The following is a 21,686-nucleotide window of genomic DNA, read 5'->3' as shown; positions in this document are numbered from 1 at the left end:
CCTACGCGAACCGTCCGGATTGATAGCGCTGCCCCAATGACTCTTGCATGGTGTTGATCAATAAAAAGGCGTCTTTCAGGTGCCCCCGCTCCAACGGAGACAACTCGTTGGGAGAGACGAAGTTGTCCGCCTTTCTGCCATGACTCAATTGCTTGGCCTGATGACGCATCCGCAAGGTTCCGATGAACTCGATCGCATCGATCAAATTGGCCGAGCCGTCTTTGCTCAGGGCGCCGATCTCGGCCGCAGCCGCGAGTCGCTCGATGGTATTGGTCTCGGCGAGCCCCGCGGAGAGGGCGTGAATGCGTGCCAAATCGACAATCGGCACGATGCCCTTATGCTTGATATCGAAGGTGTGATCGTTCTCGCCCCCCTGGATCAGGACGATGTTACGGAAAAAGCCAAGTGGGGGACGATATTTGAGTGCATTCGCGACCATGTAGGCAACGAAGATCCGATTGGATTTCGAGCGCTCAATGATGCGTTCCTGCAGCTCGGAGAACAGTTGTTCGGGGTCATGGATCGCGCGTAAGTCGAAGAAGACATTCGCCAGCATCAAGGCCTTGGGTTCTGGCTTCAAGATCCAGTTGGCGAAGTACTTATTCCAAATGCGCAGGGGCTGGCGCCATTTCGGATTCGCCGCCATGACATCGCCCGGGCAGTACACGAAGCCGCAGGCGTCGAGTCCGTCGTTGACGATCTTCGCCAACGCGGCAAAATAGGCATCATCATCGGGTTTGGCATGGTCGGCGATCAGCAGCGCGTTGTCCTGATCGGAATGCGAGGACTGCTCGCGACGGGCTTGAGAGCCTCCCGCGAGCCAGGCGTAGGGCGCGGGAGGCGGGCCGAGATCGGCCTCGGCGAGATCGATGAGACGTCGCGTGATGGCGTCGGTCACGGCACTGATAGCCTGGCCCACATGATTCGCGGTCGCCCCGCTATTGATCAGATGGACCTGCAACTCGGGAATCTTCGCGCTGATTTGAATCAGTGTCTCGATCGAGGAGGCGCGGTGGATATCCCCGACCAAGTAAACCGCGTTGGCACTTTGGAAACGGGTTAGATCGGTCGTTGAGATCAGACCGACGACCCGCTCACCCTCGAGCACGGGCAGGTGATGGACATTCAGTCGCGTCATGGTGAGGAGCGCCTGAAACCCGAGGGTATCGACCTGCGCGGTCTGCAGTTGCTCGGTCATGATGTCGCGCACCGGACGATCGGTGGGAAGTCCGACGGCGACACAGCGGCTGCGCAGATCCCGATCCGTGATCATTCCCGCGAGGTGATCGCCCTCCATGATGAGCAGCGACGAGACCCGGTGCTCGGACATCCGTTGCGCCGCCTCGCGGATGCTCGTGTCGGGTCCTGCCACAATGGGGTCGCGTTTAAGCATGCTGCCCAGCTGCACGGTCATCAGGCCGCTGCCGGACGACGGGGAATCCACGATGATGTCGAGCGCCTTGCGCAACCGTTCCGAGATGGATTGCTCGAAGTGTTCGGCGAAGGCGGGATGCTCGGTGCGGAGCTGATCGAGTTCACCGCAGGGGAGGGCATAGACGAGCGTATCCTCGGAGGTATTGCCTTGAAAGTGCGTCCCTTCGGTGCGAGAGCGACAGGGCATGTCGCAAAGGTCGCCTTCGGCCAACTTGCCAACAAGCTCACCCTGACTGTTGCGCAGTTCGACTGCACCTCGTCTGAGGATGTAGACGCACGGCGGGTCGGCATCCTCGGGCGGGAAGGGGCTGCCACGACGGAAGTATCGCACCGTCAGGCGCCGGGGGATGCGCTCGAGGGTGTCTTTCGGCAATTGATCGAAGGGCGGGTGTTCGGCCAGAAAATCTTGGATCTCGATCAGTTCGATCTGCATCACCCATGCCTCGTTTGGTCTGATCTTTACGATTCCCGGCGCGACAGATAAAAAACCCCGCCGACGGCGGGGTCCTGTCTGACGTGCGACCCGTCAAGTCGCGGCGGTGCATGTCCCACACTCAGGCGGGTCCCCGGCCGGCGTTGACCATCACCGCCGACCAGGGAAAGCGACCTCCTAGTGACCCGTTGCGGCCCCAGAGCCACGTGGGATGCGCACATCCTCGACGAGGTGCTGGATGTGCTCGGGAGGCGGTGCCGCAAACTTGAACACCGCGATGGCAACGAGGAAGTTCACCCCAGCGCCGATCGCCCCGAAGGCCTCGGGTGTGATCCCGAAGAACCAGTTCGCGCCCATGCCCAGATCAGGGGCAAGGAAACTCGTCCCCTGGATGAACAGAATGCCCTTGTGTTGGAACACATACAGCAGGGTCACGACCAAACCCGCGATCATGCCCGCGACCGCCCCGGCCGAATTCATGCGCTTGGCGAAGATGCCCATCATCAGTGCGGGGAACAGCGATGATGCGGCAAGTCCGAAGGCAATCGCGACCGTCCCCGCGGCGAAGCCAGGTGGGTTGATTCCGAGATAACCCGCAAGGAGGATCGCCGCGATCATCGCGAGACGTCCGGCGAGGAGTTCTCGCTTCTCCGAGATGTGCGGCATGAAGACGCCCTTCAACAGGTCATGCGAGATTGCCGATGAGATGGCGAGGAGCAATCCCGCCGCGGTCGAGAGTGCCGCCGCGAGACCACCGGCGACCACGAGCGCGATCACCCAGTCTGGCAGACCAGCGATTTCGGGATTCGCTAAGACGATGATGTCGTTGTTGACGGTCACCATCTCGTTGCCCCTCCAACCCCATTCCTCGGCCTTCGCCGCGAATTCCGGGTTCTGGTCGTTGTAATACTGGATGCGGCCGTCGTCGTTTTTGTCTTCCCACTTGAGCAGGCCCGTGGCCTCCCAGCGTTTGAACCAATCCGGACGGTCGTCGTAGACCAGGTTCCCCTGCTCGCTGCCGATCGGGCCGATCTGGATGGTGTCGATCAGGTTCAGGCGCGCCATGGCACCGACGGCGGGTGCGGTCGTATAGAGGATGGCGATGAAGACCAGTGCCCAACCGGCTGAGAACCGTGCATCGCGCACCTTTGGCACCGTGAAGAAGCGAATGATGACGTGCGGCAGTCCCGCCGTCCCGATCATCAGGGAGAGGGTGTAGACGAACATATTGAGCGAGCTACCCATCACCTGCGTGGTGTATTCCTTGAAGCCGAGATCGGTCACCACCTGATCGAGCTTAGCGAGCAGCGTCATGCCGCTGGACACGCCATCGCGCATGTACTCACCCCCAAGCCCCAATTGTGGCAGCGGGTTACCGGTCAGATTCAGCGAGATGAAGATGGCGGGAATGGTATAGGCGAAGATCAAGACGACGTACTGGGCAATCTGGGTGTAGGTAATACCCTTCATTCCACCCATGATGGCATAGATCGCGACGATGCCCATGCCGGCCAAGATACCCATTTCGTAGGAAACGCCGAGGAAGCGGCCGAACGCAACCCCGATCCCTGTCATCTGACCGATGACGTAAGTCACCGAGGCGAGGATCAAGCAGACGACGGCCACGACCCGAGCGGTCTGCGAGTAGTAGCGATCGCCGATGAACTCAGGAACCGTGAACTTGCCAAACTTACGCAAGTAGGGAGCCAGCAACAGCGCCAGCAGCACATAGCCACCGGTCCAGCCCATCAGGAACACCGAGCCGCCATAACCATTAAAGGCGATCATGCCCGCCATCGATATGAAGGAGGCCGCTGACATCCAATCCGCGGCGGTCGCCATGCCGTTGGCAACTGGGTTGACACCGCCGCCGGCGACGTAGAAGTCGCTCGTACTCTTCGCGCGTGACCAGACGGCGATGCCGATATAGGTCGCGAAGGTCAGACCAACGATACTGTAGGTCCAGATCTCGAGTGCAGTCATGGTGTGGGGCTCCTCACTCCTCGCCGACGTCGAATTTGATATCGAGTTTGTTCATCGCCGCCGCGTAGATGAAGATCAGCGCGACGAAAACATAGATGGAACCTTGTTGGGCGAACCAAAAGCCGAGTGGATAACCCCCGAGGTGGAAGGCGTTCAGTGGCTCCACGAGTAGGATGCCGAAGCCGAATGAGACGACGAACCAGATGATCAATAGGACCATGAGGAGCAGCAGGTTCGCGCTCCAGTAGTCAGCGCGTTTTTCAGGTGTCATGGGTCGAGTCACTCCGTAGTTGTTGATTCGGATGGTTAGGTCGGGGTGACGGGGCGATGACGGAACACGAAACAGGGTTGGTTTCGTTGCCTAGCACTTCTGCCCCCTCGGTCGATCTCTCTAGTCGTTATAGACGAAGCTTTGGGAAAATCAGCCCGTCGCGCAACCCGAAACCCCATCACTCGTCGAGTTGCGTTGCTGGAAGCGTTCAGGGACGCCGCCGAGCGATGGTTACGATACTCCTCACGCCAGATGATGGCGAACCAGCGCAGGGCATTGTCTGGTTGGATGCGCCACGCTGTCAACGATCGCCGCCGCGCGGACAGCGCGAGCATCGCGTCGCTGACGCAATGCTCAGTATTGAGATATGGCAGGCTGGTTGTCCCGTCCAGGTGAATTCGAATCCCGGTTGCCAAGGCGCGCGTGGTTTCTTACCCTGCGCGATTCAGCGTGGGCTTGACCGAGATGAACCAAGAGGCTGCTTCGACGATGCACTATGTGAGCACGCGCGGGGGGATGGCGCCAATCGGCTTCGCCGAAGCGGTCCTGATGGGGCTCGCGACCGACGGGGGGCTGCTGGTTCCCGAGCGGATCCCGCGTGTTTCGACCGAGACCTTGCAACGGTGGTCCAGTCTGCGTTTTCAGGATCTCGCTTTCGAGCTGATGACGCTATTCGTCGACGGGGCCGTTCCGGCGCCCGATCTACGGGATCTCATCGAGCGCTCCTATGCCTCCTTCGCGCATCCCGAGGTCACCCCCGTCGTCGACGTCGCCGGGCTACGTATCCTCGAACTCTTCCACGGCCCCACCGCGGCCTTCAAGGACGTTGCCCTCCAGTTCCTCGGCAACCTCTTCGCCTACCTGCTCGAACGTGATGGCGGAACGCTCAACATCTGCGGCGCTACCTCGGGTGACACCGGCTCCGCCGCGATCTATGGTGTGCGTGGCAAGCCACGGATCAGCATCTTCATGTTGCATCCGAAGGGACGCGTCTCGCCGATCCAAGAGCGCCAGATGACGAGCGTCCTCGATGCCAATGTCCACAACATTGCCGTACGGGGGAGTTTCGATGACGCGCAACGGCTGGTGAAGGAGCTCTTTAACGACTTGCCCTTCAAATCCGAGTTCAGTCTCGGCGCCGTGAATTCCATCAACTGGGCACGGATCCTGGCCCAGATGGTCTATTACGTGTACGCGTGGGGCCAGGTCAGTGGCGGCGATCCGGAACACGGTGTCAGCTTCTCGGTTCCGACCGGTAACTTCGGGGATGTCTTCGCCGGTTATCTCGTCAAGCAGATGGGAGTGCCGATCAATCGGCTCATCATCGCGACGAATCGTAACGACATTCTGACGCGTTTTGTCAACACTGGAGTTTATGCGCTTGGGGAGGTGTACCAGACCCTCAGCCCGGCGATGGATATCCAGATCGCCTCGAACTTCGAGCGTTATCTCTATTTCCTGTTCGACGGCCAGCCGGAACGTGTTCGGGAGCGGCTCGATGCGCTGCGGCGCGAGCGTCGGTTAGAGGTCGATGCGTCCGACTTGGCGCGCGTCCGTCATGACTTCGACGCGGTGGCCGTCAGTGATCCAGAAACGCTCGCGCAGATTCGTCAGACCGAAGCGGTGAGTGGCTACATCCTCTGTCCTCATACGGCCGTAGGGGTCGCGGCAGGCGGGGCTCGGGAGGATGTGATCTGTCTCGCGACCGCGCATCCGGCCAAGTTCAACGCCGCGATTTGGCAGGCAATCGGCCGTGATGCACCCCTGCCACCCCCGCTGCAAGGGTTGATGGATCTGCCCACCCGATGTCTTGAACTCGAGGCGGATGCCGCGACGCTCAAGGCCCATATGCGGGACACCTTAGCCTCTGTTTGAACACCAGGGTGAATACCATGGATCCCAGTGCACGACCGAGTCCGCAAAGCGCACCACCACGCTACATTCGGATCATGGATACGACCCTCCGTGACGGCGAGCAGACTCAAGGGGTTTCCTTCTCGCCCGACGAGAAGGTGAATATCGCCAAGGTGCTCCTCGAACTGGTCCGGGTCGACCGCATCGAGGTGGCGTCGGCGCGTGTTTCACTCGGTGAGGCACGGGCGGTGTCCCGGATCGTCGACTGGGCCGAGGAGCGTGGTCTCGCGCCGCGCATCGAGGTGCTCGGATTCGTCGATGCGGGGCGCAGCGTCGACTGGATCCGCGATGCCGGCGGGCAGGTCATCAATCTGCTGGCCAAGGGGAGTGAGAAACACTGTCGCTGCCAGCTCGGCAAGAGCTTGGAGCAACATGCCGCGGATGTGCGCGAGACCATCTCCCATGCGCGATCACAAGGTCTCGCGGTCAATCTCTACCTCGAGGACTGGTCGAATGGCTATCGCGACAACCCCGGCTATGTCTTCGGTCTGTTGGAGCGATTGGACGGCATGGGCATCGGCCATTTCATGCTGCCCGACACGCTGGGAGTGATGACACCCGAACGGGTCTTCACCGCCTTCCGTGACATGCTCGAGCGTTTTCCAGGATTGAACTTCGATTTTCATCCGCACAATGACTATGGCCTCGCGACGGCCAATGTGCTCGCCGCCGCGCGTGCTGGAGCCGCTGCGGTGCACTGCACGGTCAATTGTCTCGGCGAGCGGGCCGGCAATGCCTCCCTGGCCGAGGTGGCGGTGAATCTCCGCGATCAGCTCGGCTACGAGATCGGGGTCGATGAGAGTCATCTCGCCCGCATCAGCGAACTGGTCGAGTCCTTTTCTGGCAAACGGATCGCCGACAATGCCCCCATCATCGGCGCCGATGTCTTCACACAGACCGCTGGCATCCATGCCGATGGTGATCGCAAGGGCAGTCTCTACCACACGCGTCTCTCACCCGAGCGGTTCGCGCGGCGTCGCAAGTACGCGCTGGGCAAGCTCGCCGGCAAGGCGTCATTGGCGAAGAATCTCGAACGCCTCGACATCACCCTCTCGGAGGAGAATCAGCTCAAGGTGCTCAAGCGCATTGTCGAGCTGGGGGACTCGAAGAAGTCCATTACGATCGAGGATCTGCCCTTCATCATTGCCGAAGTGCTCGAGAGCCAGGATTATCATCACGCCGAGTTGCTGGCCTGCTCGGTGTCCTCAAGCCTCGATCTCGAATCCACGGCCAGCATCAAAATGCGCATTGCCGATGAGCTGTACACCGCGGCCGGCAGCGGGAACGGTGGCTTCGATGCGTTCAATCAAGCCCTGGGAAAGGTGGTGCGGAAACGCGGGTTGACGTTACCGACCTTGGCCGACTACGAGATTCGCATTCCGAAAGGGGGCCGCACCGATGCCCTGACCGAATGCAGCATCACCTGGAATACGGATCGCGGCGAGCTGCGAACCCGTGGCGTCCACGCCAATCAGGTGTTCGCGGCGATCGGGGCAACGGTGCGCATGCTCAACATCATTCTGCATCAGACCCTTGAGGAACAGCGCGATCCTGAAGCGCGCTCCACCGCGGCCTGAGCTGAGCCGCCCTTGCATCCAACGGCCGCGCATGAGCTGACCGGGAGTCCTCGCACGTGAATCCAGAAAAGGTCGTCTTTGGTTTCTTCATCGTTCTGGCCTTGACCCTGAACTTCGGCTTTTTTATCGGCGAAATCGACAACCCGGACCACCATCACGTGTGGGAGCTGTTCGTGGTCATCATCGTCAACCTGGTGGCTACCGTGCTGAAGTTTGGCGATCGATCCCATATGGGCGCCTTGCTGCTGGCGACCAGTCTGGTGGCGATGATCCAGCTCTTTGCCGCCGGATTGATCTGGACGATTGCAGCCCACGCAACCGCAGCCGGCATGACCCCGGCGGTGATGGCGAGTATCGTGTCTCTCAGTGGTGGGGCGATGATCGCGAACGTGATCTCGGTGGTGCTGCTCGTGATCGAAACCTTCACCTTGCGCCGTTGAGATGCGCCGCGGGTGGGGTCTGATGAATCTGGCGCAGCACCGGTTCCGACCCGGCGCCGGGTCCCCTGGAGGTAAGCCGTGGCCCGGGTGAGATCGCGGGATCAGGAGGCCGCGCAGGCGAGCATGGGCAACATCGTCTACCTCATCATGCGCCGGATGCGGACCCCGTTGCTGGTGCTCATCAGCACCTACGCGGTGGCCATGGCCGGAATGGTGCTGATCCCAGCGCAAGATGCCGCGGGCCATCCGGTTCCCTACAATTTTTTCCATGCCTTCTACTTCGTCAGCTACATGTCGACCACCATCGGGTTCGGCGAGCTGCCTGAGAATTTCACCGACGCCCAACGGATCTGGGTGTCACTCATGATCTTCGCCTCGGTCGCGGTCTGGCTCTACGCGATCGGCACCCTGATTCGACTCCTACAGGATGTCTCTCTCCAGCGTGCCATCCGCGAGCGACGATTTCGGCGTCGTGTCAGACGGCTGCGCGACCCCTTCTATCTGGTCTGTGGTCACGGTCAGACCGGTGATGCCTTGGTCCGCACACTGACCGATCGGCACGAGCACGCCGTGGTCATCGACATCGACGAGGCGCGCATCAATCAGCTCAAGCTTGACGATCACCGCGAGTATGTTCCCGCGCTCTGCGCGGATGCCCGCCATCCGCGAGCACTTGAGGTCGCGGGTCTTCAGCATCCGCTCTGCAAGGGTGTCGTCGCCCTGACCAATGTCAATGAGTCCAACCTGAAAATTGCCATTGCAGCGAAGCTCATGCATCCAGACATCAGGGTGATCTGCCGCGCGGACTCCCACGATGTGGAGGCGAACATGGCCTCGTTCGGGACCGACCACATTTACGACCCCTTCGATACCTTCGCAATGGATCTGGCGATCGCGATCGAGGCCCCTTGCTTAGCCCTCTTGAGCAATTGGCTATCAGGGTTCGAGGGCGAGCCACTCGATGTGCCGATCTTTCCGCCGCGAGACGGTCGCTGGGTCCTCTGTGGTTATGGTCGCTTTGGCAAGGCGATCTATCGCCATCTCAACGAGCAGGGCCTTTCCTTGACCGTGATCGAGGCGCGACCGGATCGCACCGGGATGCCCAAGGATGGCGTCATCCATGGCCGCGGAACCGAGGCCGTGACCCTCGAACAAGCTGGGATTCATGAGGCTGTCGGTCTGGTCGCGGGTACCGACAACGACGCCGACAACCTCTCGATCATCATGACCGCGCTGGAGCTGAACCCGACGCTGTTCGTCGTGGCCCGACAGAACCACAAACACAATCAGATTCTCTTTGAACGTGTTGGTGCGCAGGTCGTGATGATCCCGAGCAGTATCATTGCTGATCGCATCCGCGTTCGTCTCGGCGTGCCGCTGCTCTCCGAATTCCTCACCCATGCCCGCTTCGAGGACGAGACCTGGGCCTGCGAACTGGTCAGTCGGATCGCGGGCTTGGTCGAGGAGCAGGTCCCTCACGTCTGGGAAATCCAGGTCGACGAGTACCACGCACCGGCACTCTATCGCGCGAGTCAAGAGGGTGTCGAGCTGACCATCGCGCACCTCATGAGCGATTCGCATGATCGCGACAGCGTGCTCCCGGCCATCGTTCTGATGCGCCGGCATGGTGAGACGCGTGAACTCCTGCCCGATGCCCAAGCCCGCTTGCGGATGGGGGATCATCTGCTCCTGTGCGGTGCTCTCGCCGTCCGGCATAGCATGGACTGGACACTCCAGGATCCGAACGTGCTCGACTATGTCTTGACGGGGAACACGCGTCCTGGTGGGTGGATCTGGAGATGGCTCGCGCAGCGCGGGCGGAGCGAGCCCAATCCCTGAGCCAACGGCCAGGTCGCGTGACGCCGCGGGATGCGCAAGCGCTCGGCGCGTCCGCAACCCGCGGCGGCAAGGGTCTGCATCCGTGCTCGAAGGGGTGAATCACTGCTGCTCGGGTGCCTGTGAGACTGTGATTGTTCGAGAACGGCCAAATATTCCATCATCAGAACATGAGATCGTCCAGGATCGGAACAAGCCTATTGCAGACCCTGGTGACCGCGACCCAGTTCAGGTCAGCGGCCACAGCATCCATAGCATCCACCACGACGCAGCGGATGACTGGATCAAAACGTGGATGGCCCTGGTCAGATGATGAGATCCTAGGATGGCCGCGCTTCCCGCTCAGGCAGCGCTGCCGTCATGGAGGTCACTCCCGCGTGGTTGCCGTCCTGCTCATCAGCGGTGCAGGATCCCTAGCGAAAACATCCCAAGCGAAGAGGAACAGCTCATGCCCCCGGTAATGACCCGACTCGATCAGGATCACGTCCGTCTGACGCGGCTGCTCGACTTATTCGAAAACCTCCTCGATCGCTTTCACGATGGCGATGAACCCGATTACGACCTGATGTGCGAGATGCTCGGATACATGGATGATTATTCCGACCAAGTCCATCACCCCACGGAGGATCTGATCTTTCAGCGGGTGCTCGAGAAGGGCACCGAACGGCGCGATGTCTTCGATGTGCTGATGCGTCAGCACCAAGTCATCCCGCAGTTGAGCAAGCGCTTTCAACAATCCCTCGACGGCATCCTGCGCGAGGAGGTGCTCCTGCGTGAGGAGGTTGAGGTCCAGGGGCGGGAACTGATCGCGACATTGCGCGGACATTTGCGTCTGGAAAACGAGGAGGCCTTTCCGGTCGCGCGCGCCGTGCTCGATGATGGTGACTGGGCTGCGCTCGAGGACGCAGCGCCGACGATGGACGACCCCTTGTTCAGCATTCCGGATCCGCAGCGATACCGGTCACTCTATGCACGACTCTTTGAACAATCACAAACCCCATGAAACGCCTTCGCCGAGCCGTGTCAGCCAGCGGCGCCCGCACGCTCGGTGCCGGTCAAGCCCCAATGCCCCAGCTGAGATGGAGTCATGACGTTCGTAAGTCACGCTGAGTTTCACCACGATGCCCCGGAACGTCTCGGGGTCCTGCTCGTTAATCTGGGGACCCCGGATGCGCCGACAGTGCCTGCCGTGCGTCGTTATCTCGCGGAGTTTCTCGCCGATCCGCGGGTCGTCGAGCTACCGCGCGCGCTGTGGCTGCCCATTTTGCATGGCGTTATTCTCAGGGTTCGTCCGGCTCGATCCGCCAAGGCCTATCAATCGGTTTGGGCCGAGGATGGATCGCCGCTCCTGACAATCGCACAACGCCAAGCGGCCGCGGTGCAGGAGCGATTCGACCAGCGCCTGCCGGGGGCCGTGAAGGTCGCCCTGGGCATGCGCTACGGTAATCCATCGATCCCCGCCGCACTCGCGCAGTTACGCCAAGCCAATGTGCGACGGCTCCTCGTCTTCCCGCTCTATCCGCAATACTCGGGCTCCACGACAGCCTCCGTCTTCGATGCGGTCACCCGCGAGCTGTCGCGTTGGCGCTGGTTGCCCGAGACGCGTTTCATCAACCAGTACCACGATCATCCAGGATACATCGCGGCCATCGTCGAGAGCATCCGCGCACACTGGTCCGTGCACGGTCAGCCCGAGCGGCTGCTGTTTTCGTTCCACGGGATTCCGAAAGATTATTTTGATCAGGGCGATCCCTACTATTGTCATTGTCAGAAGACGGCGCGCCTGATCACCGATCAACTGGCCCTGCCACCAGAGTCCTGGTCGGTGACCTTCCAGTCGCGAGTGGGGTTCAAGGAGTGGCTGCAGCCTTACACCGATGAGACCTTAAAGTCGTGGGGCGCTGCCGGGATTCGTTCGGTTCAGGTCCTGTCGCCCGGTTTCTCGGCTGATTGTCTGGAGACGATCGAGGAGATCGACGAGGAGAATCGCGGCTATTTCCTAGGTGCTGGAGGGGAACACTTCAGTTACATCCACTGCCTGAATGATGCGCCGAAGCATATCGACATGATGGTCGATCTGATCACGCGCCACGCCATGGGCTGGCCAGAGCTCGAGGGCTCGGTCCTCGATGAGACGGAGCGCCATGCTCGGCGTGAGCGCGCGCTTGCGTTGGGCGCGGTCGCTTGATGACGGATCGGTCATGGTCCGATCACCGCGACCGACCTGAACGGGAACAACCCTGACATTCGGAGGGATCATTCAATGGAGCATCGCTCCCTACCCACTGAAATCGCGCTGCATCAACAATCACGTGTCCTGGAGATCGCGTTTGACGATGGGGCGCGTTTTCGGCTCCCGTGTGAATATTTGCGGGTGTATTCGCCATCCGCCGAGGTGCGTGGACACTCACCCGACACCGCGAAACTGCAAGTGAAAAAAGAGGCCGTGAACATCACCGATTTGCAGCAGATTGGTCATTACGCGGTGAAAATCATCTTCGATGATGGCCATAAATCCGGGCTCTATGATTGGAATTATCTCTACAAACTCGGGCGTGCTTGGCAGCCACTGTGGTTTGATTATCTGCAAAAGATCAAGGATGTCGGGTATCAACGCAGCGCGCCGGACCCGTTCGAGACACTCGCTGCGCGGGGCGAACAGCCCGCGCAACTGCCGGGTGACGGCAGCACGGGTTCGGCTGTTCCCTCGACGAACCAGAATGCGGTGTCCGCGAGCACGGAGGGCGGCCAATGACCTATCGTCCAATTCTCGCTATCCTGGCCCTGAGTTGGATTCCTCTCGCACACTGCAGCCCGGTAGAGGGTCCAGTGGCGCCGACTGGCGATGTCCCGGAAGCCACGGGTTGGCGACTCGAGACGGTCACGGGCGGATTAGTACATCCCTGGGCGATCGCTTGGCTGCCAGACGGTTCCGCGCTGATCACGGAACGGCCCGGGCGCTTGCGCCTCCTTCGCGACGGCGTCCTGTTGCCCGAACCGGTGGCTGGCTTACCTCCGATCCTATCGCATGGTCAAGGCGGACTCATGGATGTCGTCCTGCATCCTGATTTCGCAGAGAATCAATGGGTCTACTTCACCTACGCCACGGGGACCGAGCAAGCGAACCGGACCGCACTCGCTCGCGGCCGATGGGTCGATGATCGCTTGCAGGATGTCGCCCTGCTCTTTGAAAACGCGGATGTCAAGCGCGGTGGGCAGCACTTCGGTTCACGCCTGCTGTGGTTACCGGATCAGAGCTTGTTGATGAGCATCGGTGATGGTGGAAACCCGCCGATCGACTTCGCGGGCGGTAATATTCGTGACCAAGCACAGCGGCTTGAGACGCATTTTGGCAAGGTCGTGCGACTCACGGAGGATGGGACCCCCTATCCCGATAACCCCTTCAGCGACCAGGCGGGCGCTCGGCCCGAGATCCATTCCTACGGGCACCGCAACATCCAGGGTCTCGCGCTTGATCCCGAGACCGGGCGCGTCTGGGCGAACGAGCATGGTTCCCGTGGGGGCGATGAGCTCAATCTGATCGAGGCGGGCGGGAACTACGGTTGGCCCGAGGTCACCTACAGCCTCGAGTACCGGGGACCACGGATCTCTGATGAGAGCACCCGCCCGGGCATGATCGATCCCGTCATCAATTGGACGCCGTCGAAGGCTCCGAGCGGACTGGCCTTCTATACCGGTGAGCGCTATCCGGATTGGCAGGGCGATCTCTTCAGCGGCGCGCTCGTGTTTGGTGAGGTCCGCCGCATCCAGCTCGATGGCGACAGGGTGGTCGGCGAGGAGAAGCTCACCATCGGCAACCGCGTGCGCGACGTGCGACAAGGACCGGATGGGTATCTCTATGTGTTGACCGACTCTGGTGACGGCTCACTCCTGCGCATCCTACCGGATTGATGGCGCCCGCCTGTGCCCGGCATCCAGATGGATCGGGTGGAGAACCGACGCACGCGCGAGGTCAGCCTGATGCCGCGCGCGGGGCCGAGGCCCCGACATTCGGTGTGACCCCATGGTTAGCGCGCCCCCGGATCCACGATACGGCGCGGATCCCCGGGGCGCGTGGATCCGCCCTCAGCCTCGCAAGCGTCTGGCAACCCGCAGCCGCAGGGCGTTGAGTCGAATGAAGCCGGTGGCGTCAGCCTGATCGTAGGCGCCTGCGTCCTCCTCGAAGGTGGCAATGGAGGCATCGAATAGGCTGTTGTGCTCAGACTTGCGTCCGACCACCATGACGTTGCCCTTATAGAGGCGCAGTCGCACGACCCCGTTGACCACCTCCTGAGTTGCATCGATTGCGGCTTGCAACATGGTTCGTTCGGGCGCGAACCAGTAGCCGTTGTAGACCAGGCTGGCATAGCGTGGCATCAGCTCGTCCTTCAGGTGCGCGGCCTCGCGGTCCAACGTTAGGGATTCCATGGCCCGATGCGCCTTCAAGAGGATGGTGCCACCCGGCGTTTCATAACAGCCGCGCGATTTCATTCCGACATAGCGATTCTCGACGATGTCGCTGCGTCCGATGCCGTTGGCTCCGCCGAGCCGGTTCAGTTCAGCAAGAACCGCGGCGGGCGTGAGACGCGTCCCATCGATGGCGACACAGTCACCCTGTTCAAACGTCAGCTCGATCAGGGTTGCCTGGTCGGGGGCATCCTCGGGCGCGACACTCCAACGCCACATCTCCTGACTGGGCTCGACCCAGGGGTCCTCCAGATCGTAACCCTCGTAGGAGATGTGAAGAAGATTGGCGTCCATCGAGTAGGGCGATTTCGTCCCATCGCGTTTCATCTCGACCGCAATCCCATGCTGGGCGGCATAGTCCATCAGTTTCTCGCGGGACAACAGATCCCACTCGCGCCAGGGCGCGATGATTTTGATGTCTGGATTGAGGGCATACGCGGTCAGTTCGAAGCGCACCTGATCGTTGCCCTTACCGGTTGCGCCGTGAGCGATCGCGTCGGCACCGGTCAGCGCCGCGATCTCGATCAAACGCTTGCCAATCAAGGGGCGGGCGATCGAGGTCCCGAGCAGGTACTCGCCCTCGTAGAGGGTGTTGGCGCGAAACATGGGAAAGACGAAGTCACGCACGAATTCCTCGCGCAGATCCTCGATGAAGATTTCCTTCACGCCCGCGGCTTGAGCCTTGGCGCGTGCCGGCTCCAATTCCTCGCCTTGGCCGATATCGGCGGTGAAGGTAACCACCTCACAACCATATTCTTCCTGTAGCCATTTGAGGATGACCGAGGTGTCGAGACCACCGGAATAGGCCAACACCACCTTGCTCACTGCGCCGTGCGCCATCGTCTTGCTCCGAATCGGGAAAATCGCGAGTATAGCCTGATGAGGGTGCGGAGATGAGGGGCTGTCTCGGTCGCGCCCCCGCATCCGCACTCATCCAACCAGACGTTGCCACCAGCGTCGTCGCTGTTGCGGTGGCGGTCGTGTGCTGGGCAGATCGACGGGGGCGATCAGGCTCATGATCCAACCGGGAAGGGGCGGCGAGGTGCTCGAACCGCAGGCGCCGCCGAGATGGTGCGGATCATAGATCTTCACAAAGCTTGGCACACTGAGATCATCGGCGTAGACAATGCCGCAATAGTCTTCCCGATGTTCGTGACGCAGCACGTGGGCAATTTCGGTGAGGAAGGTCAAGACTCCAGCCGCGTCGGTTGGCGCGGTTGGCGGGGGTTCGCCGACCGCATAGAGAAACCATCCGGCATCCGCGCGTTCGGCGAGGCGCGCCCAGAGTGCGTCGAATTGCGGCCAACGCAAGGTCGCCGTGAAGCTTCCACGAAAGGCTCGCAGGTAAGGATCTTCGCGTGTGTTTTGCTCAGTCATCTCGGGTTTGTCGCGGATCGATACGAGACACAAGGGGACCGGCCGCCACGCGTGCGCTGGGCTGGCCGGACTTAAATCGGCGCAGTCGCAGGCTGTTGGTCACGACGAACAGGCTTGAGATGCTCATGGCCCCGGCGGCAAGCATCGGGTTCAGCAACCAGCCTGTCACGGCGAACAAGACCCCGGCGGCGACTGGAATCAGGGCGATATTGTAGGCGTAAGCCCAGAAAAAGTTGACACGTATCGTGTGTAACGCGCGGCGTGCGAGGGCGATTGCGTCGGCGACCGCGGCAAGATCCTCCTGCATCAGGATCACGTCACCGGCCTCGACGGCGATGTCGGTGCCCGTGCCGATGGCGAGGCCAACATCCGCTCGCGCGAGTGCCGGTGCGTCGTTGATCCCGTCGCCGACGAACAGGACCCGCTGCCCCAGTGCTTGCACACGCTGCACCTCTTCAGCCTTCTCGGCGGGTCGCGCCTCGGCCAAGACCTGCTCGATCCCGACTGCGCGCGCAACCGTCTCCGCGGTTGCGCGTCCGTCTCCGGTCACCATTGCAACCGCAAGCCCAAGCCCTTGTAAGCGCTCGATCGCCGCGCGGCTGCCGGGTTTGAGCGGATCGGCAATCGAGAGCACGCCAATGAGTTGATCATCGGCGCTGACATAGATGGGTGACCGTCCAGCCTCGGCCAGCATCTGCTCGAATTCGCCAGCTGCTTGCAGGGGAACCGATCGCTGCATCATCCAGCGTTGGGTGCCGATCGCAATCCGCTGCGCGCCAACCTGGCCCTGGATGCCGCTACCGGGAACGGCCTCGACCTGCGTGGCCTCGCCCCAGGTCAGACCGCGCTTCCTCGCCTCCTCAAGCAGCGCGGTCGCGATCGGGTGCTCGCTATGACGCTCCACGGCAGCCGCCAGCGCGAGGACCTCATCGGGGGAGCGCCCGTAGGCCCTGAGATCGGTCAAGGCGGGATGCCCCAGAGTGAGGGTTCCGGTCTTGTCGAGAATGACGGTGTCCACGCGCGCGAGGGTCTCGAGCGCCGCACCCTGACGAAACAGGATCCCCAGTCTCGCGCCACGTCCCGTGGCGACCATGATGGCGGTCGGTGTCGCCAGCCCCATGGCGCAGGGGCAGGCGATCAGCAGAACGCTGACGGCCGTGACAAAGGCATAATTGAGTGCTGGCGCTGGGCCGAGCCAGAGCCAGGCGAGGAAGGTCAGCAGGGCCACGACCAGCACGATGGGGACGAAGACGGCCGCGATCCGATCGGCCACGCGTTGGATTGGTGGCTTGCTCGACTGCGCATCTTCCACCAGGCGGATGATCTGTGCTAGCAGGGTCTCTGCTCCGACCCGCGTGGCACGATATCGAAAGGCCCCCGTTTGGTTGACCGTGCCACCGATAACCGCGTCTCCAGGGTCTTTGCGCACGGGCACGGGCTCCCCGCTGATCATGGATTCGTCGACATAACTCCCGCCCTCGGTCAGGATGCCATCGACCGCAAGACGCTCACCCGGTCGGATCAGCAGGATGTCGCCGGGAACGACCGCATTGGCCGGGATCTCGCGCTCGCCCGTCTCGCTCAGGATCCGCGCGCGTTGGGGTTGCAGATCGAGCAGGCCGCGAATCGCCTCGGAGGTTCGACCTTTGGCGAGTGCCTCAAGATAACGTCCGAACAGGATCAGGGTCACGATCACGGCCGCGGCCTCGAAATAGAGGTTGGCGGTGCCGGGCGGAAAGACCTCCGGAACCGTGACCACGAGCAGTGAGTACCAATAGGCCGCTCCACTCCCGAGCATCACCAGGCTGTCCATGCCAGGACTGAGGTGACGCAACTCGGTCACACCCCGCACGAGAAAGCGTCGCCCCGCCCAAAAGAGCACCGGTGTGGCTAGCAGCAGCTCGAGCCCGTTCCAGATCGTCTTAGGTGCTAGGTGCTCGAACCAGAGGCCAAGCGGTGGCACAACCATGGGCCCCATGCTGATCAGCAGCAGCGGTAGGGTCAGCACCGCGGCGATGATGAGGTCGCGCCGCAGTTCCAGACGCGCTTGATCCTTGCGGGTCTGTTCGGTGGTGAGATCCCGCTCCTTGAGGACGGGATGATAGCCGGCCGCGCGGATCGTCTCGGCAATGCGTTCCGCGCTCGACGTGGCCGGAAGATAGGTGACCCGCGCCGTTTCCGTCGACAGATTGATGTCGGCGGCGAGGACGCCAGGCAGGGCGCGGATCGCGCGTTCGACCCGCGCGACACAGGCGGCGCAGGTCATTCCTTCGATGCCCAGGGTCAGTGAGGTGACCTGGGGCTCGAATCCAGCGGCGCGCAGTGCCGCGAGCAGTGCCGCGAGCCGCGCGGGGAGGGGGGGTGACGAGGGCGTGGGCACGAGGCGCAGCACGGCGACCCCAGCGGCGAGATTGACAGCGGCCGAGTCCACGCCGGGTTCGCGCGTGAGGACGCGCTCGACCCGCGTGACGCAAGCCGCGCAGTGCATGCCGTCGACACCGATTCGAACCTCCTGCATGATCTTCCCCCAATGCGCGACGCGATCCCGATAACCATGGCGTCGGTTGGTCCCATGATACAGTTCCTTCAGGTTCGGCCAAGCGAACGCATAAGCGCATCCGACCAGGCGACCCGAATGCCGCGTGATGCGATTCGTTCGTGAACCATAGCGGAGTCATCCATGCTAACGATTCGTCCGATCCCTGCGTTTTCCGACAATTATATTTGGATCCTAACGGATTCCGACGCCCCGCGTGGAGCGCGCGCCCAGTCCTCGAGCCTAGCCGTGGTGGTTGATCCCGGTGATGCCGAACCGGTGATCGCGCATCTGCAAGCGGAATCACGCACGCTCGGGGCCATTCTCATCACGCATCATCACGGTGATCACATCGGCGGCGTGGCGGAGCTGCGCGCGGCCTTCCCCGCGGCCCAGGTGTTCGGGCCAGTCGATCCACGCATCCGCGGGATCACGCATCCGGTTCGCGACGGCGAGCGATTCCGTCCCCACGGGATCGGGATGGCGATGCGTGTCATGGCCGTCCCGGGTCATACCTCGACCCATATTGCGTATCTCGGCGATGGCGTGTTGTTCTGCGGTGATACCCTATTCGCGGGAGGCTGTGGCCGAGTCTTCGACGGAACCTTCGAGCAGCTCTCGGACTCTCTTGATCGAATCGCGGCACTGCCAGCGGACACGCTCATCTACTGCGCGCATGAGTACACGCTCGCCAATCTTGGATTTGCCCGCTGGGTCGAGCCGCAGCATGAGCCGTTACGCGCCCGTCTGGAGGCGGATGGCGCCCGGGACGATGCGGGAGAACCGACCGTGCCCTCACGCCTCGAACTCGAACGCGCCACGAACCCCTTCCTGCGCACGCGTGTCCCAGCGGTGATCGCGGCCGCTGAGCAGTTCGCCGAGCGCCCCCTAACCACGCCGCGCGAGGTCTTCAAGGCGCTGAGACAATGGAAGGACACCCTGTACGATTGATCTCCTCGTCGACGTGTCTGGTCGTGGGGGACCGCCATCCGCCCGTCCTGGCCGGGTTCCCGCAGCCGGCGGGCTCGGGAGTGATGCGCGAGCTTGGGCCGGGCGCGCAGCCGGTCCCCTGCAACAGACCTATTCGTCGTATCTCATGAGACCGCATCTCGCCATGGCTGCCATCCACGCCCGCCTGTACTCACTGTTGATGGCCCTGCTTGCGCTCGTGAGCGGGGCTCTCGTGGTCCTAGGCTTTGCCCCCTTCGGTTGGTATCCCATGGCGCTGGTGGGCTTGCTCGGGTTGTTGTTCGCTCTGCGGGGGGCAGACGCGCGCGACGGCGCGCTGCGCGGATGGCTCTTCGGTGTTGGTCTAATGGGCTTCGGGGTGTTCTGGATTCGTATCAGTTTGAACGAATTCGGGAATATGACGCCCGTGGTCGCGAACCTGCTGACGGTGCTCTTCGTCGCCATCATGGCGCTCTATTATGGCCTGCTGGGTTGGCTTCTCAGACGACTGGGCCGCAACGATGACTGGGTCGTGCCCGGGTTGCTCTTTCCCGGCATCTATCTGTTGATCGAGTGGCTCCGAGGATGGTTGTTCACGGGGTTTCCCTGGCTGAATCTCGGTTATACCCAGCTCGACGGGCCGCTGAGTGGGTATGCCCCAGTGGTGGGCGTCTATGGGGTTGGGTTGCTGCTGGTCTGCTCAGTGGGGCTGCTCTGGGGACTGGTTCATTGGGCGCGGGCAGGCCGGTGGGCCGCGGTCGGCGCACTGGTGGTGATCTGGGGTGGCGGGCTCCTGTTGCAAACCGTCGCCTGGACACAGCCCACGGGCGAGCGGTTGCGCGCGGCGGTGGTCCAGGCAAACATCCCCCAATCGATCAAGTGGGACCCGGAACGCTTGGTCTCGACGGTGTCGATCTATTGGGAGCTGACGGAAGACCTCCTCGGTGTCGATCTGGTGGTCTGGCCAGAAACGGCGATCCCAGCGTTCCTCCACGAGGTCCGCACGGCCGTGATCGAGCCCATGGCGCTGCGCGCGGCCGAGGCGGGGAGCGAACTCGTGTTGGGCATCCCAGTGATGGAGACGGAGCAGGGGCGTTATTACAATGCCCTGCTGAGCATTGGGACGCAGGAGGATCTCTATGCGAAACGTCACCTGGTCCCCTTCGGTGAGTTCATGCCCTTCAAGCCGATCCTCGGTCCCCTTGTGGAACTCTTCGAGGTGCCCATGTCCGATTTTAGCCCTGGCCGTTCCGAGCGACCCTTGCTGGCGGTCGGAACCTGGTCAGCCGGGGTCTCAATCTGTTATGAGGACGCGTTTCCGAGCGCCGTGTCGCAGGCGCTGCCGGAGGCGCGGTTCTTGATTAATGTCAGCAATGATGCCTGGTTCGGTGACTCACTGGCACCGCATCAACACCTCGAGATCGCGCGCATGCGCGCACTCGAAAACGGTCGCTACCTGTTGCGCGCGACCAATACGGGGATTTCCGCCATCATCGACACGCGTGGACGACTTCTAGGGGTGGTGCCGTCGTTCGAGCTCGGGAGCCTGACCAGCGAGATCGAGCTTTACCAGGGCGCCACACCATTTGCACGCTTCGGCAACGGGCCCGTGATCGTGACGGCGGCATTCATGGTGTTGCTGGCATTGGGGTTCGGCGTGATCGGCATGGCTGGTGCTAAGATAAGGCGCAGGCGTGCTTGACCCGGGCTGGTGTCCTTGGTCCTCCCGCAGCCGCGGTCCGCTGAGGTGAGCGCGCGGCACTCTCCGAGCCGTGCTAAAGGCTGAACCGCGCCGAAGGGCTGAATCGGGCACAACTGGATCGCAGGCTGGGCGGCGTGGGCGTCGGTATCGGGCACCCGGGCGCGCACGGGTGCGGTTGTAACGGGTTTCGTGAACGGGAGTCATCGTGCAGGCCTTGATCTTATTCTTTGCCGAGCTGTGCGCGCTGCGCAAGACACCGCAGGATCTACCCGCTTCGAACGTTCTGTTCGGGCTGGTCGTGCTCGCGGCCGTCGTGGTCGGGGTCGTGATCGGTCTGGTTGCCGGACTCTCGTTCGGGGTCAGCTCCCTGCATACGGTGGTCGAACTTGCCCTCACGCTGATGGCGCTTTCGTTGGCCCTGCGACTCGTGGGGAAGCCCTCGCGCTTCCTGCAAGCAGCGACCGCATTACTGGGCGCGGGGGTCGTGATCGGCGTGATCGCGATCCTTCCACTGAGCTTGAACCCGACCGGTCCGGAGGAAAGCGATCTCGCCGCGCTCGGCGCACTGCTGCTCCTGGTGATCTTCGTCTGGAGCGTCGTGGTCACCGGGCACATCCTGCGCCACACCTTCGGAATCACGTTGGGACAGGCGGCGGCGATTACCGTGGCCTTCAAGATCGCGATGGTTCTGGTGCTCGGGTCGCTCGGAAGCCTCTAGCCGAACGCGACGTCGCACTGAGCGAACGCCTGGACTGGTTCGGACCTCCC

At 62.1% G+C, this 21,686-nt stretch carries 17 protein-coding genes; 11 read left to right on the top strand and 6 right to left on the bottom strand.

The features are described 5' to 3' along the window. Nucleotide 1 precedes the first annotated feature (1 nt). The 3 genes from CKO25_RS08485 to CKO25_RS08475 form a co-directional block, all read right to left on the bottom strand. Nucleotides 2–1,867: a putative nucleotidyltransferase substrate binding domain-containing protein gene (locus CKO25_RS08485; RefSeq protein ID WP_200387483.1), complete on the bottom strand. Its 1,866-nt coding sequence runs from the start codon at nucleotides 1,865–1,867 to the stop codon at nucleotides 2–4. Between the two features lie 177 nt (nucleotides 1,868–2,044). Further along, complete coding sequence (locus CKO25_RS08480; protein ID WP_200387482.1) at nucleotides 2,045–3,850, bottom strand: sodium:solute symporter family protein; 1,806 nt, start codon at nucleotides 3,848–3,850, stop codon at nucleotides 2,045–2,047. Nucleotides 3,851–3,863: 13 nt separating this feature from the next. Continuing rightward, on the bottom strand, nucleotides 3,864–4,121 hold the full coding sequence (locus CKO25_RS08475) for a DUF4212 domain-containing protein (RefSeq protein ID WP_200387481.1): 258 nt from the start codon (nucleotides 4,119–4,121) through the stop codon (nucleotides 3,864–3,866). A gap of 489 nt (nucleotides 4,122–4,610) precedes the next feature. Here CKO25_RS08475 and thrC point away from each other — a divergent pair, with 489 nt between their 5' ends. The 8 genes from thrC to CKO25_RS08435 all read left to right on the top strand — a co-directional run bounded on the left by thrC (nucleotide 4,611) and on the right by CKO25_RS08435 (nucleotide 13,800). Then, entirely contained in the window at nucleotides 4,611–5,996 is a 1,386-nt protein-coding gene (thrC, locus tag CKO25_RS08470; RefSeq protein WP_200387480.1) for a threonine synthase, read from the top strand. A gap of 17 nt (nucleotides 5,997–6,013) precedes the next feature. Then, on the top strand, nucleotides 6,014–7,612 hold the full coding sequence (locus tag CKO25_RS08465) for a hydroxymethylglutaryl-CoA lyase-like TIM-barrel protein (RefSeq protein ID WP_242467502.1): 1,599 nt from the start codon (nucleotides 6,014–6,016) through the stop codon (nucleotides 7,610–7,612). A 56-nt stretch (nucleotides 7,613–7,668) separates the two neighbouring features. Continuing rightward, entirely contained in the window at nucleotides 7,669–8,052 is a 384-nt protein-coding gene (locus CKO25_RS08460) for a DUF6394 family protein (RefSeq protein WP_200387479.1), read from the top strand. A gap of 123 nt (nucleotides 8,053–8,175) precedes the next feature. Then, the gene (locus CKO25_RS08455; protein WP_200387527.1) at nucleotides 8,176–9,891 is read left to right on the top strand and encodes a potassium channel family protein; all 1,716 of its coding nucleotides are present in this window, start codon (nucleotides 8,176–8,178) and stop codon (nucleotides 9,889–9,891) included. A 445-nt stretch (nucleotides 9,892–10,336) separates the two neighbouring features. Continuing rightward, the gene (locus CKO25_RS08450; protein ID WP_200387478.1) at nucleotides 10,337–10,891 is read left to right on the top strand and encodes a hemerythrin domain-containing protein; all 555 of its coding nucleotides are present in this window, start codon (nucleotides 10,337–10,339) and stop codon (nucleotides 10,889–10,891) included. 84 nt (nucleotides 10,892–10,975) lie between these two features. After that, nucleotides 10,976–12,076, top strand: coding sequence for a ferrochelatase (gene hemH / locus CKO25_RS08445; protein ID WP_200387477.1), 1,101 nt, complete (start codon nucleotides 10,976–10,978; stop codon nucleotides 12,074–12,076). 75 nt (nucleotides 12,077–12,151) lie between these two features. Continuing rightward, the gene (locus tag CKO25_RS08440) at nucleotides 12,152–12,643 is read left to right on the top strand and encodes a gamma-butyrobetaine hydroxylase family protein (RefSeq protein WP_200387476.1); all 492 of its coding nucleotides are present in this window, start codon (nucleotides 12,152–12,154) and stop codon (nucleotides 12,641–12,643) included. Next, on the top strand, nucleotides 12,640–13,800 hold the full coding sequence (locus tag CKO25_RS08435; RefSeq protein WP_200387475.1) for a PQQ-dependent sugar dehydrogenase: 1,161 nt from the start codon (nucleotides 12,640–12,642) through the stop codon (nucleotides 13,798–13,800). The genes CKO25_RS08440 and CKO25_RS08435 overlap by 4 nt, the downstream gene beginning before the upstream one ends. A gap of 174 nt (nucleotides 13,801–13,974) precedes the next feature. Here CKO25_RS08435 and CKO25_RS08430 read toward each other — a convergent pair whose 3' ends face one another. The 3 genes from CKO25_RS08430 to CKO25_RS08420 all read right to left on the bottom strand — a co-directional run bounded on the left by CKO25_RS08430 (nucleotide 13,975) and on the right by CKO25_RS08420 (nucleotide 18,250). Continuing rightward, nucleotides 13,975–15,195, bottom strand: coding sequence for an argininosuccinate synthase (locus CKO25_RS08430; RefSeq protein ID WP_200387474.1), 1,221 nt, complete (start codon nucleotides 15,193–15,195; stop codon nucleotides 13,975–13,977). 90 nt (nucleotides 15,196–15,285) lie between these two features. After that, on the bottom strand, nucleotides 15,286–15,732 hold the full coding sequence (locus CKO25_RS08425; protein WP_200387473.1) for a hypothetical protein: 447 nt from the start codon (nucleotides 15,730–15,732) through the stop codon (nucleotides 15,286–15,288). Then, nucleotides 15,725–18,250 carry a heavy metal translocating P-type ATPase gene (locus CKO25_RS08420; RefSeq protein ID WP_242467500.1) on the bottom strand — a complete coding sequence of 842 codons (2,526 nt, stop codon included), beginning with the start codon at nucleotides 18,248–18,250 and terminating at the stop codon, nucleotides 15,725–15,727. Before CKO25_RS08420 ends, CKO25_RS08425 begins: the two co-directional genes overlap by 8 nt. Nucleotides 18,251–18,412: 162 nt before the next feature. Here CKO25_RS08420 and gloB point away from each other — a divergent pair, with 162 nt between their 5' ends. The 3 genes from gloB (at nucleotide 18,413) to CKO25_RS08405 (ending at nucleotide 21,636) form a co-directional block, all read left to right on the top strand. Further along, complete coding sequence (gene gloB / locus CKO25_RS08415; protein WP_200387472.1) at nucleotides 18,413–19,219, top strand: hydroxyacylglutathione hydrolase; 807 nt, start codon at nucleotides 18,413–18,415, stop codon at nucleotides 19,217–19,219. 163 nt (nucleotides 19,220–19,382) lie between these two features. Beyond that, complete coding sequence (lnt, locus tag CKO25_RS08410) at nucleotides 19,383–20,918, top strand: apolipoprotein N-acyltransferase (RefSeq protein WP_242467499.1); 1,536 nt, start codon at nucleotides 19,383–19,385, stop codon at nucleotides 20,916–20,918. A 205-nt stretch (nucleotides 20,919–21,123) separates the two neighbouring features. Continuing rightward, the gene (locus CKO25_RS08405) at nucleotides 21,124–21,636 is read left to right on the top strand and encodes a hypothetical protein (protein WP_200387470.1); all 513 of its coding nucleotides are present in this window, start codon (nucleotides 21,124–21,126) and stop codon (nucleotides 21,634–21,636) included. Nucleotides 21,637–21,686 lie beyond the last annotated feature (50 nt).

Origin of the sequence: Thiocapsa imhoffii (genome assembly GCF_016583985.1) — a bacterium.
GTDB lineage: Bacteria > Pseudomonadota > Gammaproteobacteria > Chromatiales > Chromatiaceae > Thiocapsa > Thiocapsa imhoffii.
Note: the sequence above shows the minus strand (reverse complement) of the source record. Positions and strands in the feature narration are given on the sequence as shown.